This is a genomic window from Dactylosporangium siamense (assembly GCF_016862795.1).
In the GTDB taxonomy this organism is placed as follows: Bacteria; Actinomycetota; Actinomycetes; order Mycobacteriales; family Micromonosporaceae; genus Dactylosporangium; species Dactylosporangium siamense.
In genome coordinates, this window is the sequence record NZ_BONQ01000137.1 from 38,137 (window position 1) to 55,384 (window position 17,248).

Here is a 17,248-nt window from a genome sequence, read left to right on the forward strand (position 1 = left end):
CGGGTCAGCTTGGAGCGGTCTGGGTCAGGAAGTCGGTGACGGCCTTGGTGGCCTCCACGGCGCCGGCGGCGGTGATGGTCAGCAGCGACGTGCCGTGCAGGCTGCCAGGGACGAGGGCGATCCGGCGGCGAGGATCGGTGGTGGCGTCGTACATCGTCTGGGCCGCCGCGGCGAAGGCGGACTCGCCGGTGGCGGCCACGTACAGGACCGGGACGGTGATCCGGGGCGCTGCGGCGGCGGCACTCTCGCCCGCGTAGGTGTCGGGGGCGGACAGGCTCACCACGGCGGTCACCGGCGGGTCGGCAGCCGCCGCCGCGACGAGGACGGCGGTGCCGCCGCGGGACGCGCCGATGAGCACGACCCGCTCGACGCCCAGGCTCCGCACGTATGCCACCGCCGACAGCACGTCGGCGGACGCCTTGCCGCCGGTGCCGCGCTGCGAGCGGCCCTCGCCGGCGAAGTCGAGCGCGAGGACGCGGTAGCCGGCAGCGGCCTCCTGGCGGGCCCAGGACAGCCAGGAGCAGGCGTCGGCGGAGGCCTGCGGCGCGAGGACGAGCACGGTGCGGCCGGTGCCGAGCAGCAGGCCGGTGAGGAACCCGCCGGTGCCCGGGAACGCCACCTGCTTGTCGTTGAGGTCGGGGTCGGCGCAGCGCCGGTCGGTCGGGCTGGGTGCCGCCTGCTGCTGTGGTTCCGCCGCTCGGGTCGCCGCCGGGGTTGCCGGGTTTGCCGGGTTTGCCGGGGTTGCCGGCTTACCGCCGCAGCCGGCGAGCAGGACGGTGGCGAGCAGGCCGAGCCCGATGCGCTTCATGTTGGTCTGACCGCCGACACGCACCGCGGGTTGCATCTCCAGCAATGGTGGCGAATGTCGCCCCGACACGCCGAGTAACCGCTAAATTGCTATCGGTAGGTATATGTCCGGAATAGGAGTTCTCGTGCTGACCAGATCCGTCCCGCGTCCCGTCCGCCGTGGCCCGCTCGGTGCGGGACGAGCCGTCCGGGCCGGTCTCGTGCTGGCGGCCGTCGGGGTCGCCGTCGTCGGCGCGACCGGCGGATCGGCGTTCGCGGGCCTCGGCCAGTTCAACCGGCCGAGCCCCGACGGCGGCGCGGAGGTGCGGACACACGGCGTCCAGGCGGCCGGCGGCGACCGGACCGCCAACGACCGCGGGACCGGCCGGATCGCCGCGAAGCCCCCAGCCAAGACACCCGCCAAGACTCCGGCCAAACCCAAGACGACCGCCAAGGCGAAGGCCAAGGCGAAAGCCAAGGCCAAGGCAAACGCCGCGGTCGCGCAGCGGAACCGGGTCACGCAGCCGAACCGGACCAAGGCCAAGACGAAGGCGACGTGGAAGGCGCCACGGACGGCACCCGTCACCGACCTGGACGGCACGGCCACCGTCGCGACGGCCCCGGTCGCCGCCGGCCCGCCCGCCGCACCGACGGCGGTCACCACCACGGTCACCCCCAGCAGCTCGACCACGTCCGTGCTGACCGTGTCGTGGACGGTCGACGTCAGCGCGACCGGCATCGTCGACCACTTCGTCGCGACGGCCACCGAGGACGCCACGAAGACCTGCCGGACCCGCACGAACGCCGCCACGAGCTGCGAGGTGCCGTCGGTGGCGCCGGGGGCCACGTACACGTTCACGGTCCGCGCGATCGGCGTGCCCGGCGCCGGCGACTCCGCACCGAGCGCCGCGTCCGCGCCCGCGGCGGTCACCGGCCTCACCGACGGGCTCCTCGCCGTCCCGGGCGCCGCCAGGGCCGGCACCACCGGCACCCCGGTCAGGACCGCGCTCGGCTCGCTGAAGGTGGTGCCGCGCACCGGCACGGCCCGCAACACCGACACCACCCGCAACACCGACGCGGCACGGGGCACCGGCAAGTCCCGTGACATCGACAAGGTCCGCGGTTCGGGCAAGGCCCACGACACCGGCCCGGCCCACGACACCGGCGAGGCGGCCGGCAAGGCACCGAACGGCACGCTCGGCGGCCGGCTGGGCCTGCCCCGCGGCGCCGCCGACGCGCCCGAGATCGCCGCGGCCGCCGGCCGGACCAGCGAACGCCGCGACCTGACCAGCACCCTGATGCTGCTCGGCCTCGGCCTCCTCGCCGCCGGGCTCACCGCGGTCGGGGTCACCCTCACCCGCAGCCGCCCGATCACCGGCTGACCCCGGTTCCGACGGCCCCACACTCACCGCCGCCCCACAGCCCTCCGCCCCACAGCCCGAGGGCCCACAGCCCGACAGCCGTAGCCCGTGGCCCCACAGCCCGCGGCCCCCGCTGATCGGAGCGGCCCGCTGATCGAAGCGGCCCGCTGATCGAAGTCGCGCACCGGCCGCGCGGCACAGGATCAGATGGCGGGCGTTTGGCGTCATTGCCGGATTCCCACAAGCCGAAGAACCCTCGGGCACATGCCCCGAGAGTCGGGTGGCAGCACCGCTGATCTTGCTACTACCTGGTTGATGACTGGCTCTGGAACGCCACCGATCAACCAGGTGGCTGCGGTTTCCCGCAGTTCGGGAATGTGTGTAGGAGTGGGGGCGTGCGGGCGACCCCTGGGCTCCACGCTTCAACGACACGGGCGGCTCAGGCCCGGCCCCGGCAACGGACACGCCGGACACTCGCGCCGGACAGTGCGGCGCCCCGGCACGGTCCCCCAGGAAACCGTGCCGGGGCGTTCCCCCGCCCCAGGGGGCTCAGCCGAACGCGCGCAGCTCGTAGATCCGGGTCGCGGTGTCGGTTGTCTGCGTCGGGGTGGTGATGTTGAGCCGGACGTAGCGGCCCGAGACCCCGCTCACGGTGTGCGTGGTGTTGGCCGCGGTGTTGGCGGTGACGGTCACCGGCGTGGTCCAGGTGGTGCCGTCGTTGGAGACCTGGATGGTGAACGCCTTCGTGTTGTAGTCCGCCGACTCGCCACCGGCCTGGGCGTGCGCCACCTCGAAGCGGCTGATCGCCTTGGTGGAGCCGAGGTCGACCTGCAGCCACGCGCCGGCGACGCCGGAGCAGAACTTGTCGCTGTTGCCGCCGGAGGTGCTGCCGTTGACGGCCTTCTCGGGGCCCTCGGTGGCGCCGCAGGCGGTGCTGCCGGTGGCGGGGCGGTTGAGCGCGAGGTTCACGGGTGCCGTGGCGGAGCCATACGCCTCCAGCTCGTAGATCCGCGTCGCGCCGTCGGTGGTCTGGGTCGGGGTGGTGACGTTGATCCGCACGTATCGCGCCGACGTCGACGCGAACTGGTGGATGGTGACCGGGTCGGCGTTGTTGGTGACGGTCGCCGGGGTCGACCAGCTGCTGCCGTCCGTGGACAGCTGCACGGTGAACGCCTTGGTGTTCAAGGTGGCCGGTTCCGCGCCGGCGCCGGCGTGCTTGACGACGACCTTGTTCACCGTCTGGGTGGAGCCGAGGTCGACCTGCACATAGGCGCCCGCGACGGTGGAGCAGAACTTGTCGGTGTTGCCGCCGGTGACGCTGCCGTTGACGGCCTTGGCCGCGGACTCGTCGGCGGCGCACGCGGTGGAGCCGCTCGCGGCCTTGCCGAGCGCCAGGTTCGTCTGCGGGGCGGGCGGCGTGGTGTGGTTCGACGACGGCGGGGTGTCGCCGGCGCCGGTGCCCCACGTGCCGGGCGTGCCCGTCACCGTGTAGGCGAGGTTGCCGCCGTGCGCGATGTCGGCCTGGGACAGCCAGGTGCGGCTGAAGCCGGTGCCGTTCCACGACGCCGTGCCGATGTAGCGGTTGCTGTCGCTGACCGACGGTGCGGTGATGTTCAGCGTGCCGCCCTGCTGGCTGCCATACGAACCGATGGTGACCTTCGCCGACGGGAACTGCGGGGTGCTGACCCCGTAGAAGTTGGCGCCGTTCATCAGCGGGTAGAGGCCCAGCGACGAGAACACGTACCAGGCGGACATGGTGCCCAGGTCGTCGTTGCCGGTCACGCCGTTCGGCCCGTTGGTGAACAGGGTGTAGGCGGCCCGCAGCACCGTCGAGGTCTTGTACGGCTGGCCCGTCCACAGGTACGTGTACGGCGCGAGCAGGTCCGGCTCGTTGTTCGGGTTGTACGTGGTGAAGCTGTAGTAGTCGTAGGCGCCGTTGACCCAGGTGTTGTGCGCGGTCCCCGACGGGTCGGTCAGCAGGTTGCTGTAGGCGAAGAAGCTGTCGAGCCGGTTGTTCGTGGCGGTCTTGCCGCCGAGCAGCGACACGAGGCCGTCCGGGTCCTGCGGGACGAGCCACTGGTACTGGTACGCGCCGGCCTCGTGGAACGTGTGCGAGCCGTCCGTCGGCGAATACGGGCTGCCCCACGCGCCGTTGGCGTTGCGGGGGCGGAAGGTGCCGACCGACGGGTCGAACAGGTTGCGGTAGTTCTGACCGCGGGCCTCGAACATGGTGGCGTCGGCGGTGTTGCCCAGCGCCCGGGCCATGATCGCCAGCGACGAGTCCGCCGCCGCGTATTCGAGGGTGGCCGAGCTCGGGAACTTGCAGTCGTGGTCCATCGGCAGCACCGGGCCGCACGTGACGCCGGTCGGGATGTAGCCCAGCGACGCGTAGTACGGGTTGCCGTTGCGGCCGTTGATGTTCGTCGGCACCGCGGTGGCATTCTTGCGGAGCGCGGTGTAGATCTGCGTCTCGTAGCCGTTGAGCAGCCCCCGCGCCCACAGGTCGACGAGGAACGGCGTGACGGGGTCGCCGGTCATCGTGTTCGTCTCGGTGTTGGCGAGGGACCACTTCGGCAGCCAGCCGAGCTCACGGTCGACCGCGAGCAGCGACAGCCCGTAGTCCCGGGCGACCTGCGGTTCGAGCAGGGCGACCAGCTGGTTCTGCGCCCGATACGTGTCCCACAGCGAGAACGTCTGATACGGCGTGTAGCCGGACGCGGTGCGCACCACGTTGTCGAAGCCGCGATACTGCCCGTTGACGTCGCCGGCGAGGTTCGGGTGCAGCAGCGAGTGATACAGCGACGTGTAGAACGCGACCTGCCGGTCGGTGGTGCCGCCGTCGACCTCGGCCTTGTGCAGCTTCGCGTTCCAGGTGTCGCGCGCGGCGTTGCGGATCGTGTCGAAGTTGAACCCGGCGGCGCTGGTCTCCGCGGTGAGGTTGGCCTGCGCGCCGGCGATCCCGGTGTAGGAGAGCCCGACCTTGGCCGTGACGACGCGGTCCGACGAGGTGTCGAAGCGGACCCAGCCGCCCTTGGCGCCGGTGCCGCTGGAGGTGCGGCTGCCGCCGGTGAACGTGGTGCCCGACCACGTGCCGAACGACGCGAACGGCCGGCTGAACTTGGCCGAGAAATACACCGTGTGCGCCGGTGCCGTGGCGCAGAACCCGGCCGTCGTCACCGACCCCTCGACGGTGTCGCTGTTGACGATCGAGATCGACGAGGACTGCGCGCCGGTGCCGCTGCCCCGCGCCTGCGCGGTGTTGAACAGCACGTTGGCCTGGGTGCTCGACGGGAACGTGTATCGCTGCCAGCCGCTGCGCAGCGTCGCCGTCAGCTCGGTGGTGACCCCGTTGGGCGTCGCGAGCCGGTAGTAGCCGGCCGTCGCCTGCTCCTGGGCGTGGTTGAGCGTCTGCCCATAGGTGTTGGGGTCGGCGGAGTTGACCGCCCCGACGGTCGGCATCAGCGGCACCTCACCCTGCACCGGGCAGCCGACACCGGACAGGTGGGTGTTGGAGAAGCCCCAGACCTTGGTGTGGTCGTAGTTGTAGCCGGTGCCGTGGCCGGTGTCCGGGCTGACCTGCACCATGCCGAACGGCAGCGCCGCACCGGGGAAGGTGTTGCCCTCCTTCTGGGTGCCGATCATCGGGTTGACCAGCGTGGTCAGGTCCGTCGGCACGGCCGCGTGCGCCGGCAGCGCGGGCAGGCCGGCGACCGCCGCCGCGACCGCCACCAGCAGTGTGCTGAACCGCAGTCTTCTCACAAACGCTCCGATCAGGTGCCCCAGGGCGAGCACCACCGCCGGCAGCACCCGTCTGGCGGTGCGCCGTTGCGTGGCCGGTCGCTGTGGGGGATGGCTTTGGGCTACTCGGGGGTGGGCGGGCGAGCGGGGGTCACCGCCCTCGGCCGCCGATACCGAGGTGCGTGCTCAATCGAATCCGGCGGAAGGTTGCGAGGCTTCCTGCCGTGAAGGTTCGTCGCTCCACCGAGTTCTGTCAATACTTGACATTTGCCACAGCCGTCGATCCCCGTCATGCCCAGGAACCTATCGCCGGGGTACGACACGTTTTCCCGGCGCCGGACAGCGAAGCGCCCGCCGCAAAATGCGGCGGGCGCGGGGTGAGCGACAGGGTCAGATGACGGCGCGCAGGATCACGATCGCCAGGAACACCACGATGAACGCCAGGTCGATCGCCATGCCGCCCAGGCGCAGCGGGGGCAGGACGCGGCGGACCGGCGCCAGGATCGGCTCGGTGACCGCGAAGACGCCCGCGGTCGCCCGGGACCTGACCGAGCCGTGCGCGGACGGGCCGGCGAGCACGACGCTCCAGTCGAGGACGGCGCGCGCGATCAGCAACACCTGCATCAGCAGCAGCACCAGACTCACGATGCCGAGAACAAGACCCATGTGGTGCCTCCAGTGACCGGGTGGGACGTCGACTCAACTGTGCGTCACGGATCTGTGGATCCGCTGAGTGCCGGCTGAGATTTGATTCATGATCGGGGGCGGCGTGCCGATGCCGACCTGTGTGAGCGGTGTGGCTGCCTGGCGTCCGACCCGACTGTTGCTCGCGGCCGGCGCCGTGCTGGTGCTCGCCGAGGCGTGGTTCGTGGTGGGGTTGACGCGGCCGACGCCGCAGCTGGTGAGCTGGCTCGCGATGCCTCCGGCGGTCGGGTTCGCGGTGCTGGCTTGCTGGACGACGAGCGCCGCGCCCGACCTGGCGCCGGGCGCCCGGCGGTTCTGGCGCCACATCGGGATCGGCATGGCCGTGATCGGGCTCGGCGGCGTCAGCAACGCCTTCGACACGATTCTCGGATACGTCGCGCCGCAGCACGTGAGCACCCTCACGTCCGCGATCTACATGGCTGGCCTGCTGTTCATCCTCTGGGGTCTGCTGCGGATCCCCGGCGCGCACCGCAGCCGCGGCGAGTGGCTGCGGTTCGGCCTGGACACCGCGACGGTCCTGGTCACCGTGATCACCTTCGCGTGGCACTTCGTCTTCCAGCACTGGGAGCGATGGTCCGGCGGGAACACCACCGGCACCTGGGCGGTCCTGTCGATCGTGGCGACCGGGGCGGTGTGCGTGTTCGCCTTCGTCAAGGTGGCCTTCACCGGCACCGGCCCTCTCGACCGGCCAAGCCTCTACCTGCTGGCGCTCGCCGGCGGCGCGGGCGCGACCGGCGGGGCGTTGACGCCGCTGCTGACCGACCGGCCGTATCTCAACGGCACGCCCGTCGTCCTGCCCCTGACCTGTTTCATCCTGTGCCTGGCCGCGGACCGGCAGCGGCGCGCGGCCGGGGTCGAGCCGGCGGCGGCGGTGCGGCGCGAGCGGCGGCCGTTCGTGCCGTACCTGGCGGTCTTCGCCACCGGGATGCTGCTGCTGGCCGACGCGGCCGACCAGGGCGACGACGTGTTCGGCGTGGCCTGCGGCACGGTGGTGCTCGTCCTGCTCGTCGCCGCCCGGCAGGCCGCCGCGCTGCGCGACAACGCCGTGCTCGTCGACACGCTCGACAGCCGGCTGCGGGAGCTCGAGGAGTACCAGCAGACCCTCGCCTGGCAGGCCACCCATGACGCCCTGACCGGGCTGGCGAACCGGCGGTTGCTCATGCAGTACACCGGCGAAACCCTGCGGACGGGTCCGGTCGCGGTGGCACTGATCGACGTCGACGACTTCAAAGGCATCAACGACGACCTCGGCCACGCCGTCGGCGACGCCCTGCTCAGCGCGGTCGCGGCCCGGCTGTCGCAGCTGCGGCCCGACGGGGGCCTGGTCGCCCGGCTCGGCGGCGACGAGTACGCGCTGGTCTTCCGCACCGATGACGAGGCGCGGGCCCGGCAGGTCCTCGCCGAGCTGACCACGGAGCTGCGCCGGCCCCTCGACGCCGCCGGGCACGCCCTGGTGGTGGAGGCCAGCATCGGCCTAGCGCTGTCGGGGCAGGAGCGACAGGAGCGGCAAGAGCGGCACGAGCGGCACGAGCGGCAGGAGCGGCAGGAGCGGCACGAGCAGCAGGAGCAGCAGGACCCCGTGACCGCGGAGGAGCTGCTGCGCCGCGCGGACGTCGCCATGTACGAGGCGAAGGCCCAGGGCAAGGGGCGCCGGGTCACCTACGAGCCGGCGCTGGACCAGCACAGCGCCGAACAGGCCCGCACCGCCGCCGACCTACGCGTCGCGCTGGACACCGGGCAGCTGCGGCTGCACTACCAGCCGATCGTGCGGCTGTCCGACGCCCAGACCGTCGCCGTGGAGGCGCTCGTGCGGTGGCATCACCCGGAGCGGGGCATGATCCGCCCGGACCTGTTCATCCCGGCCGCGGAACGCACCGGCCTCATCGTCCCCGTCGGCCAGTGGGTGCTGACCGAGGCCTGCCGCCAGGCCGCCCGCTGGCGCGACGAGCTCGGCGCGCTGGAATACGTGTCGGTCAACGTGTCGCCGCGGCAGCTGCGCGAGGCCGGGTTCGCCGCGCAGGTCCAGGCGACCCTGCTCCGCTTCGGCCTGCACCCGCGGCACCTCACCGTCGAGGTCACCGAGACGGCCGTGTTCGACGGCGGCTCCGGCCTGGAGGAGCTGCACCAGCTCAAGCGCCTCGGCGTCAACGTCGCCCTCGACGACTTCGGCACCGGCCACTCGTCGCTCGGTCTGCTGCGCACCTGCCCGGTCGACCTGCTGAAGGTCGACAAGTCCTTCATCGACAACATCACCGACCAGGGCGAGCGTTCCGTGATCGCCGAGGCCCTCATCGGCATCAGCGACGGTCTGCGCCTGCGCGCCGTCGCCGAGGGCGTGGAGACCCAGGCGCAGGCGGACGTGCTGCTGCGGCTCGGGTACCGCTACGCCCAGGGCTACCACTTCGGCCGCCCGATGCCCGCCGAGGACCTGCCGGCCCACCTGAACGCGGCCCACCCGGCGGCCGTCGGCTAAGGGCCCCCGATCCGGGCGGCCGCGGCGGCACGGACCTCAGGCGTCTCCATCGGGTCGTCGCGCAGGACGTCGAGCCGGCGACGGATCACGGCGCTCAGCGGCACATGCGCGGCGGCGAACTCGCGGACGTCGCCCTCGCAGTCCCACAGCCCCTCCGTGAGGAACCGTTCGGCGCCGCCGGGATCGAGCGCGACGAGCGCCCGCAGGTACGCGGCCCGCTCGAACGTGTGCGGCGTGCACCAGGCGCGGCGCAGCTTCGGCAGCCCGGCCCGGACGCCGATGCGCGCGAAGCCCTTCGCGAGGTCCTCGAATCCGCAGAGCATGCCGTCGCGGCCGTCCAGCCACGCCCACGCCCGCAGCAGCGCGGGCCCGTCGGACTCGTCGCCGTGCTCCGCGAGGATCAGGCACGCGGACCAGAACAACGGATGCTCCGGCCGCGCGGCCCAGGTCCGGGCGTGCGGGACGGCCGGCGCGCCGATCTTGCACACGGCGCTGCCGAACGATCCGTGCAGGTCCGCCGGCACCGCGTCGGCGAGGTCGAGCAGCGCCGGCTGCGGGCCCCGCCGGTCCAGTTCCCGCAGCGCGGCGCGATCACCCGTGCGGACCGCGGCAAGGAGGTCCTCGACCGTGTCGTCGCTGACCGGTCGCGGTGGGCCGGGCCGGGACGCGGCGACCCGCGCGGCGATCCAGCCGTCCCGCTCGGCCCAGTCCGTCCACGGCGGCCCGGCCCAGAAGATCATGTCCTCGACGCCGGCCATCCGGGGCGCGACCAGCGGCAGCAGGTCGTCCCACAGCTCGCGGGGCCAATCGTGGGCGATGTCGTGCAGGACGTCGAGCCAGCCGGGTCCGTCGCGGACATACGCCGGCAGCGCGTCGAGCGCGGTCGGGTCGCCGGCCCGGCCGAGGACTGTCAGGACCTCGCGGGTGTTGCCGAAGGCGTTGTCGTCGTCCTCACCGTGGTCCTCGCGGAGCAGGTCGACCAGCCGTCCGACCGGCAGCCGCAGGTCGCGAACCAGGCGCGCGAGGTACACGGCGCGCTCGTCGACCGACCAGTTCCAGCGGTAGTCCCGCCGGACACAGGCGAACACGTCATCGGGCCCCGCCCGCACGGCGCCCCGCCCGAGCCCGCGCTGCAGCGCGCCGGCCACGGTGCGCGGCGAATCGTAGTACCACTCGCTCAAGAACCCCATGATCCGCCGAACCAGACGCCGGGGGAAGATGATCGGCATGGGCGAGAGCGTGCCGTTCCGGGTTGACATCGCCGATGAGGTGCTCGACGACCTGCGGCGGCGGTTGCGGGCGACCCGCTGGCCCGAGGCGCAGACCGTGCCGGACTGGTCGCAGGGCGTGCCCCTGGACCGGGTGCGGGAGCTGTGCCGGCACTGGGCCGACGGCTACGATTGGCGCGCCACCGAGGCGAGGCTGAACGCGCTGCCCCAGTACCGGACCGAGGTCGACGGGCTGTGGATCCACCACCTGCACGTGCGCTCCCCCGACCCGGACGCGATCCCGCTGGTCATGACCCACGGGTGGCCCGGCTCGGTGATCGAGTTCCTGAAGGTCATCGGCCCGCTCACCGAGCCGGCCGCCGGGGACGCACCGGCGTTCCATGTGGTGTGCCCGTCGCTGCCCGGGTACGGCTTCAGCGACAAGCCCACGGGTCCCGGCTGGGGGGTCGAACGCGTCGGGCGGGCCTGGGTCGAGCTGATGGCGGGGCTCGGCTACGAGCGCTTCGCCGCGCAGGGGCACGACTGGGGCACGAGTGTCAGCACCGCCATCGCGCAGCACGCCCCGGACCGTGTCATCGGTCTGCATCTGGTACCCCCACTCGCCGCACCCGATCCCGCGACGCTGGACGACCTCACGGACGCGGAACGCCGCAGCCTCGCGGACCTGGAGCGGGCCGGCGCGGTCGAGGACGGGTACTCCCTCGAGCAGTCGACCCGCCCGCAGACCATCGGCTACGGCCTGGTGGACTCCCCCGCCGCGCTGTGCGCCTGGATCGTGGAGAAGTTCCGGGCCTGGACCGACTGGGAGCACCGCACGTTCACCGACGACGACCTGCTGGACAACCTGATGCTGTACTGGCTGCCCGGGACCGGGGCGTCCGCGGCGCGGCTGTACTGGGAGAGCTTCAAAGCCGTCCAGCAGCGCTTCGCGGGGTCCACCACGGACGAGGTGACCGTGCCCGTGGGCGGCTCGGTCTTCCCGAAGGAGATCCCCCGGCCGTCCCGGCGGTGGGCCGCCCGGCGGTTCACCGACATCCGGTACTGGAGCGAACCGGCGCTGGGCGGGCACTTCGCCGCGTTCGAGCAGCCGGACCTGTTCGTCGCCGAGGTCCGCGCCTGCTTCCGGGCCCTCACCGCCTAGCATCTGTGATCGTGGAGCTCGACGCGTACCTGCGGTCCTACCGCGCCGGCGGCTACGACGTGGACCGGGTCGAACGGTCGGTCTGCGGCACCTGCGGCGGCACCGAGTTCCGGTTGTGGGTGGACGACGAGGTCGGATACGCGGCCCGGCGGTGCGAGGCGTGCGAGGACGAGTTCGACCTGCTGGACAGCGCCGACACCACCGACGAGCAGGACGGCGACGAGGCCGGCTGCCCGTGCGGCGGCGAGACGTTCGAGATCGCCGTCGGCTACGCCCTGCGCGACGACGGCGACGTGCGCTGGGTCTCCGTCGGGATGCGCTGCCTGACCGACGGCCACTGCGGCGTGTACACCGACTGGAAGATCGACTACAGCCCGAGCGGGCACCTGTTCGACCTGGCCTGAGAGCGCGCCGGTCGCTCCAAGAAATTTCTCGCCGGGGATGTCGGATCGCGGGTGGCCCGTTCGAGGTTCCGGTGAAGGCAACCACATCCGCCCCGGAAGGACCGATCGCCATGCTTCCCAACCAGGTCACCCGCTCCCTGCTCGGCTACGGCGTCATCGCCGGCCCGTTCTACGTGACGGTGAGCCTCGCGCAGGCGTTCACCCGCGAGGGCTTCGACGTGACCCGGCACGCGTGGAGCCTGCTGTCCAACGGTGGGCTCGGCTGGATCCAGATCACCAACTTCGTGCTCACCGGGCTGATGGTCATCGCCGCCGCCGTCGGCCTGCACCGGGCGCTGCCGTCCTCGCCCTGGGTCGGCCGGCTCGTCGGCGTGTACGGCGCCAGCCTGGTCGCGGCCGGTGCGCTGCGGGCCGATCCGGGGCTCGGCTTTCCCGCCGGCACCCCGGACGGGCCCGGCACCGTCAGCTGGCACGGCATCGGGCACTTCGCGGCCGGCGGGGTCGGGTTCCTGTGCGTCATCGCTGCGTGCCTGGTCATGGGGCGGCGGTTCGCGCGGGACGGGCGGCGGGGACTGGCCGTCTACTCGTTGGTGTCCGGTGTGCTGTTCCTGGCCGGGTTCGTGGGGATCGCGTCCGGCAACAGCGCCCCCGGGTTCACGCTCGGGTTCGTCGCGGCGGTCCTGGTGATCTGGGCGTGGCTCGTCACGGTGTCGGTCCACCTGTACCGGGCGACCCCGAACTGCTGAGGACGCCGGTTGGCATGAACGTGCGATTCGCGGGCAGCCCGCACCGGCGCAGGCTGTCCGCATGGCTTACGCATACCCTCCGCAGCCGGCGTACGCGATGCGTACCACGGCGCCCGTCTCCCTCCACGTCGTCGCGATCTTCCAGTACCTCGGCGGGCTCGTGACGCTCGGCATCGGCGCGTTGTTCGGTCTGGCCGCGTTCGACGTCGTGCCCCGCTGGCAGTCGGCCCTGGACTCCGCCTCCCTGGGCCGCTCGGTCGACGTGACCCCGATCATCGTGGCCATCGGTGCCGTGTTCGTCGTCGTGGGTCTCATCGCGATCGTCCTGGGCCGCAAGGTGCAGCGCGGGCGCAACTGGGCGCGGGTGGTGCTGATCATTCTCAACACCCTCAGTCTCGTGTCGGTCGTTTGGCAGGTGTACCAGACGTCGCTGCTGACCATGTCCACGATCGTGAGTGCCGCCCTGCCGGTGCTGTTCCTGGTCCTGCTCAACACCCGGGCCGCCCGGGCCTGGTGCCGCTACGGCACCTACTGACGGCGCGTGAGCGCGCGCAGCGCGGCGGCGATCTGGGCCACGGCGACCGCGGCGTCATGGGTCAGGGCCAGCTTCCTCGGGAAGTTGTGGAAGGTGCCCTGATAGCGGGTGGCGATGACCGGCACGCCCGCCGCCGCGAGCCGCGCCGCGTAGCGTTCCGCCTCGTCGCGCAGGATGTCGAGCTCGGCGGTGACGATGACGGCCGGGGGCAGGCCGGCCGGGTCGGCCAGGAACGGGTCCAGGTCGGGCTGGTGCCGCTGCACGCCGGGCGGGGCGAACGCGTCCCAGAAGCCGGTCATCTCCTGCGGCTCCAGCCACTCGTTGCCGAGGTCCGGGTAGTCCGTCACCGGGCTCAGCACGGGGCAGATGAGCACCTGGGCGGCGAGGTCCCGGCCGGCGTCGCGTTCCCGGCGGGCGGTGACGGCGGCGAGGAGCCCGCCGGCCGAGTCGCCGGCGACGGCCACCGTCGTGGGGTCGAGGGCGTACTGCTGGCCGTGCCCCCGCAGCCAACGGATGACCACGTCGATGTCCTCGAACGCGGCCGGGAAGGGTGCCTCCGGGGCCCTGCGGTAGTCGACGGCGAGGACCGCCCAACCGGTCTCGGCGGCCAGGAGCCGGCACAGCCCGTCGTGGGTGGCGAGGTCGCCGAGGACCCAGCCGCCGCCGTGCGCGTAGAGCAGCACCGGCGTCGCCGGGTCGGCGCCGTCCTGGTACAGGCGGACCGGGACACCGTCCGCGTCGAGATCCCGCACGGTCCGGACGGCCCGGACCGGGCCCACCTGCTCGCCGACCGCGTCGAGCATCGCCTGCCGCTGCGCCACATGATCCATCCCCGAAGTATGCCCGGTTCGGTGGTGGGCGGCCCCGCGCCGATACGCTACTGTCGCGCGCCATGACGCGTGCGCGGTTCCGGCTGGGCATCGACTTCGGCACGTCCACGACGATCGCGGTGCTGCGCCGCCCCGACGGGCGGGTCCAGCAGCTGCTGTTCGACGGTTCGCCGCTGCTGTCCTCCGCGGTCCTGCTCGGCCCCGACGGCCGCCTGCACACCGGCCGGGACGCCGCGCACCTGGCCCGCAGCGCCCCGGAACGCTTCGAGCCCAACCCGAAGCGCCGCGCCGACGAGGTCACGGTCCTGCTCGGCGACCGCGAGATCTCCGTCCGGGACCTGATCGCGGCGGTGCTGCGGCGGGTGGCGGTCGAGGCGGAGCGGGTCGCCGGCCCCGTCGACACCGTGACGCTGACCCACCCCGCGGACTGGGGCTCCGGTCGCCGCGCGCTGCTCGTGCGGGCCGCCGGGCTGGCCGGGTTCACCGACGTCGACCTGGTCCCGGAGCCCGTCGCCGCCGCCACCTACCTCGCCGCCACGCAGGACGTGCCCGTCGGTTCCTGCGTCGTGGTGTACGACCTGGGCGCCGGCACCTACGACGTGACGCTGCTGCGCCGTGCTCCTTCCGGGTTCGAGCCGATCGCTTCCGGAGGCCTCAACGACCTGGGCGGCCTCGACGTCGACGCGGCCGTGGTCGGGTTCCTCCAGGCGACGTACGGGACGCTGTGGACCGACCCGGCGACCCGCCGGCAGCTGTGGGACGACGTGCGCACGGCGAAGGAGATGCTGTCGCGGGCCAGCGGCACCGTGGTCATGGTCCCGGCGCTCGGCCGGGAGGTGCCGCTCGGGCGGGAGCAGCTGGAAGGGCTGATGCGGCCGGTGCTGCGGCCGAGCGTCGCGATGACCCGGTCGCTGCTGGCCGACGCGGGGGTCGAGCGGACGGAGATCGCCGGGCTGTTCCTGGTCGGCGGTTCGAGCCGGATCCCCCTCGTGGCGACGATGCTGCACGAGGCGCTGGGGATCGCGCCGGTGGTCGCCGAGCAGCCGGAGCTGGTGGTGGCGGAGGGCGCGCTGCCCGGTGCCGCCACCGCCTCCGCCACCGGCACCTCCGCCGCTGCCGTCCGGGCTTCGGGTGCCTCGGCCACCAGCACCTTCACCGCCGGTGCGCCGGAAACCGTCACCGCACCGGAACCCGCACCGGAAACCGCGCCCGGAGCCGTCACCGCGCCGGAAACCGTTGCGCCGGAACGGTCCGGCGCCGGCACGCCCGCGCCGGTCCGGGCGCGGCGCGGGTGGCGGACCCGGGTCCTCGCGGCCGCCGCGGTCGCCGTCGTGCTCGCCGGCGCCGCCCTGCTCATCTCCCAGCTGCAGGACGACGGCGGCGACCAGTCGCCCGACGGCGGCGGACCGTCCACCCAGGCCGTGCGCTACGACCACACGAAGCTGCCGAACGACCTCTGCGCCAGTGTGGACCTGACGCCGTTCGCCACCCTGTACGAGACGATGGAAAGCCCCCTGAGACCGACCCGCCAGATCACGTCCACCGGCAGCGACGCGACGTGCAACACCGTGCGCCTGCACGGCACCGTCCGCGCCACGCTCTCCGCCGCCATCAGGGTCACCCCGTCGAGGGAGCAGGCCGCCACCGACTACCGGATGATGGTCGGCGACACCGCCGCCCTCAACACCCGTCCGGAGCCGCTCACCGGCCTCGGACAGGAGGCGGTGGTCTTCGAGATGGCCGTCTCGAAACGAATCATGACGCTGATCGTCGGCTACCGCGACGACAACCTGACCTGGCAGCTGCGGCTCACCGTCGACCGGCAGGACGAGGTCGGCTGGACCGCCGGGCAGAAACAGCAGCTGCGCGACATGCTCGTCGAGGTGACCCGCACCGCCCAGCCGAAGGTCACCGCCGGACTGGCCTAGAGTCTCGAGACCCAGGGCCTCGGGTCAGCTCTTGCCGAGCCAGTCGACGAAGTGGATGGCACCGAGGCGGGCGCCCGGGCCGGGGGTCAGGGAGGTGTCGTCGAGCTCGGCGCCGAAGTAGCGGGCGTGCGGGTCGGTCGTCACGTCCTGGATCGGCTCCGAGCCCTCGGTGGCGGCCAGGAACCGGCGGATGTGCTCGTCCATGCGGACGGGCTCGGGGCCGGCGAGCTCGACGACGCCGTTGTGCGGCGCCGCCTGGGCCACGTCGGCCAGGGTCGCGGCGACGTCGTCGGCGGCGACCGGCTGGAACAGGGCCGGAGGGAGCCGGACCGTGTCGCCGACGACGGACGACTGCGCGATGGCGTGGGAGAACTCGTAGAACTGCGTGGCCCGCACGATCGTGAAGGGCACGCCGCCGGCGGTGACGGCGGCCTCCTGCGCGACCTTGGCCCGCAGGTAGCCGCTGTCCGGGTTCCGGTCGGCGCCGACGACGGACAGCGCGACGACGTGCGCCACCCCGGCGGCGCGGGCGGCCGACACGAGGTTGCCGGCCGAGGCCTGGAAGAACGCCAGGACGGCGGCGTCCTCGAACGACGGTGAGTTCGCCACGTCGACCACGACCTGGGCGCCCTCCAGCGCGGCGGCGAGGCCCTCGCCGGTGACGGTGTTCACGCCGGTCGCCGGGGACGCCGGGACGACGTCGTGGCCGGCGGCGCGCAGCAGGTGGACGAGCTTGCCGCCGATGAGGCCGCTCCCGCCGATGATGACGAACTTCATGGCCGTGCTCCTAACTCGGACAAGTTTTGTCCGGGACGACTCCGACTGTACCCGGACACCCGGTGTCCGAGTCAAGTAGGATGGGCGGGTGAAGATGTCAGGCGGGGTGGAGTGGGCGCTGCACTGCTGCGTGGTGCTCACCGCGGCGCCGGCACCGGTGCCCGCCGCACGCCTCGCCGAGCTGCACGACGTCTCCGGCAGCTACCTGGCGAAGCAGCTGCAGAGCCTGTCCCGGGCCGGCCTGGTGCACTCGGTGCAGGGGCACGCCGGTGGATACGTGCTGACCCGCCCCCCGCAGGAGATCACCGTGCTGGACGTGGTGACGGCGGTCGACGGGGCGCAGCCGGCGTTCGTGTGCACGGAGATCCGCCAGCGCGGGCCGCTCGCCACCCCGGCGGAGGCCTGCACGACCCCGTGCGCGATCAGCCGGGCGATGGCCGCCGCCGACGAGGCCTGGCGGGCGGCGCTGCGCGGGGTCACGATCGCCGATCTCGCCCGGGACGTCACCGGCGACTACGGTCCGGCGACCTTCACCGGCATCCGCGCCTGGCTCACGCCCTTCTCATAACCCTTCCCGCGATCCGGAAGGCCTTGT

General features: G+C 72.7%; 14 protein-coding genes. 8 read left to right on the top strand and 6 right to left on the bottom strand.

Annotation, left to right across the window (positions count from 1 at the left end):
* Positions 1–4: 4 nt before the first annotated feature.
* On the bottom strand, positions 5–844 hold the full coding sequence (locus Dsi01nite_RS43430) for an alpha/beta hydrolase family protein (protein WP_203852286.1): 840 nt from the start codon (positions 842–844) through the stop codon (positions 5–7).
* 88 nt (positions 845–932) lie between these two features.
* Here Dsi01nite_RS43430 and Dsi01nite_RS43435 point away from each other — a divergent pair, with 88 nt between their 5' ends.
* Positions 933–2,168, top strand: a complete 1,236-nt coding sequence (locus tag Dsi01nite_RS43435; RefSeq protein ID WP_203852287.1) for a fibronectin type III domain-containing protein — start codon at positions 933–935, stop codon at positions 2,166–2,168.
* Between the two features lie 528 nt (positions 2,169–2,696).
* Here the strand turns inward: Dsi01nite_RS43435 and Dsi01nite_RS43440 are convergent.
* Together Dsi01nite_RS43440 and Dsi01nite_RS43445 are read right to left on the bottom strand one after the other, a co-directional pair.
* Positions 2,697–5,906, bottom strand: coding sequence for a GH92 family glycosyl hydrolase (locus tag Dsi01nite_RS43440; RefSeq protein WP_203852288.1), 3,210 nt, complete (start codon positions 5,904–5,906; stop codon positions 2,697–2,699).
* Positions 5,907–6,275: 369 nt separating this feature from the next.
* On the bottom strand, positions 6,276–6,551 hold the full coding sequence (locus tag Dsi01nite_RS43445; protein WP_203852289.1) for a YggT family protein: 276 nt from the start codon (positions 6,549–6,551) through the stop codon (positions 6,276–6,278).
* A 130-nt stretch (positions 6,552–6,681) separates the two neighbouring features.
* Here Dsi01nite_RS43445 and Dsi01nite_RS43450 point away from each other — a divergent pair, with 130 nt between their 5' ends.
* Positions 6,682–9,063, top strand: a complete 2,382-nt coding sequence (locus tag Dsi01nite_RS43450; RefSeq protein WP_203852290.1) for a putative bifunctional diguanylate cyclase/phosphodiesterase — start codon at positions 6,682–6,684, stop codon at positions 9,061–9,063.
* On the opposite strand, the gene Dsi01nite_RS43455 is transcribed toward Dsi01nite_RS43450, so the two are convergent.
* A complete protein-coding gene (locus tag Dsi01nite_RS43455; protein WP_203852291.1) occupies positions 9,060–10,244 on the bottom strand; it encodes a hypothetical protein in 1,185 nt (394 codons plus the stop codon). The genes Dsi01nite_RS43450 and Dsi01nite_RS43455 overlap by 4 nt on opposite strands.
* A gap of 46 nt (positions 10,245–10,290) precedes the next feature.
* On the opposite strand from Dsi01nite_RS43455, the gene Dsi01nite_RS43460 reads away from it, so the two are divergent.
* The 4 genes from Dsi01nite_RS43460 (at position 10,291) to Dsi01nite_RS43475 (ending at position 13,118) form a co-directional block, all read left to right on the top strand.
* Entirely contained in the window at positions 10,291–11,433 is a 1,143-nt protein-coding gene (locus Dsi01nite_RS43460) for an epoxide hydrolase family protein (protein WP_203852292.1), read from the top strand.
* 11 nt (positions 11,434–11,444) lie between these two features.
* The gene (locus Dsi01nite_RS43465) at positions 11,445–11,837 is read left to right on the top strand and encodes a hypothetical protein (RefSeq protein ID WP_203852293.1); all 393 of its coding nucleotides are present in this window, start codon (positions 11,445–11,447) and stop codon (positions 11,835–11,837) included.
* A 110-nt stretch (positions 11,838–11,947) separates the two neighbouring features.
* Positions 11,948–12,583 (top strand): DUF998 domain-containing protein, encoded by a 636-nt coding sequence (locus Dsi01nite_RS43470; RefSeq protein ID WP_203852294.1) that lies wholly within the window; start codon positions 11,948–11,950, stop codon positions 12,581–12,583.
* Between the two features lie 61 nt (positions 12,584–12,644).
* Entirely contained in the window at positions 12,645–13,118 is a 474-nt protein-coding gene (locus Dsi01nite_RS43475; RefSeq protein ID WP_203852295.1) for a hypothetical protein, read from the top strand.
* Here the strand turns inward: Dsi01nite_RS43475 and Dsi01nite_RS43480 are convergent.
* On the bottom strand, positions 13,112–13,948 hold the full coding sequence (locus tag Dsi01nite_RS43480) for an alpha/beta hydrolase (protein ID WP_203852296.1): 837 nt from the start codon (positions 13,946–13,948) through the stop codon (positions 13,112–13,114). The two genes, Dsi01nite_RS43475 and Dsi01nite_RS43480, sit on opposite strands and share 7 nt — an antisense overlap.
* A 62-nt stretch (positions 13,949–14,010) precedes the next feature.
* Here Dsi01nite_RS43480 and Dsi01nite_RS43485 point away from each other — a divergent pair, with 62 nt between their 5' ends.
* Positions 14,011–15,876, top strand: a complete 1,866-nt coding sequence (locus Dsi01nite_RS43485) for an Hsp70 family protein (RefSeq protein WP_203852297.1) — start codon at positions 14,011–14,013, stop codon at positions 15,874–15,876.
* Between the two features lie 24 nt (positions 15,877–15,900).
* On the opposite strand, the gene Dsi01nite_RS43490 is transcribed toward Dsi01nite_RS43485, so the two are convergent.
* Entirely contained in the window at positions 15,901–16,653 is a 753-nt protein-coding gene (locus Dsi01nite_RS43490; RefSeq protein WP_203852298.1) for an SDR family oxidoreductase, read from the bottom strand.
* A 94-nt stretch (positions 16,654–16,747) separates the two neighbouring features.
* On the opposite strand from Dsi01nite_RS43490, the gene Dsi01nite_RS43495 reads away from it, so the two are divergent.
* On the top strand, positions 16,748–17,221 hold the full coding sequence (locus Dsi01nite_RS43495) for an RrF2 family transcriptional regulator (RefSeq protein ID WP_203852346.1): 474 nt from the start codon (positions 16,748–16,750) through the stop codon (positions 17,219–17,221).
* Positions 17,222–17,248 lie beyond the last annotated feature (27 nt).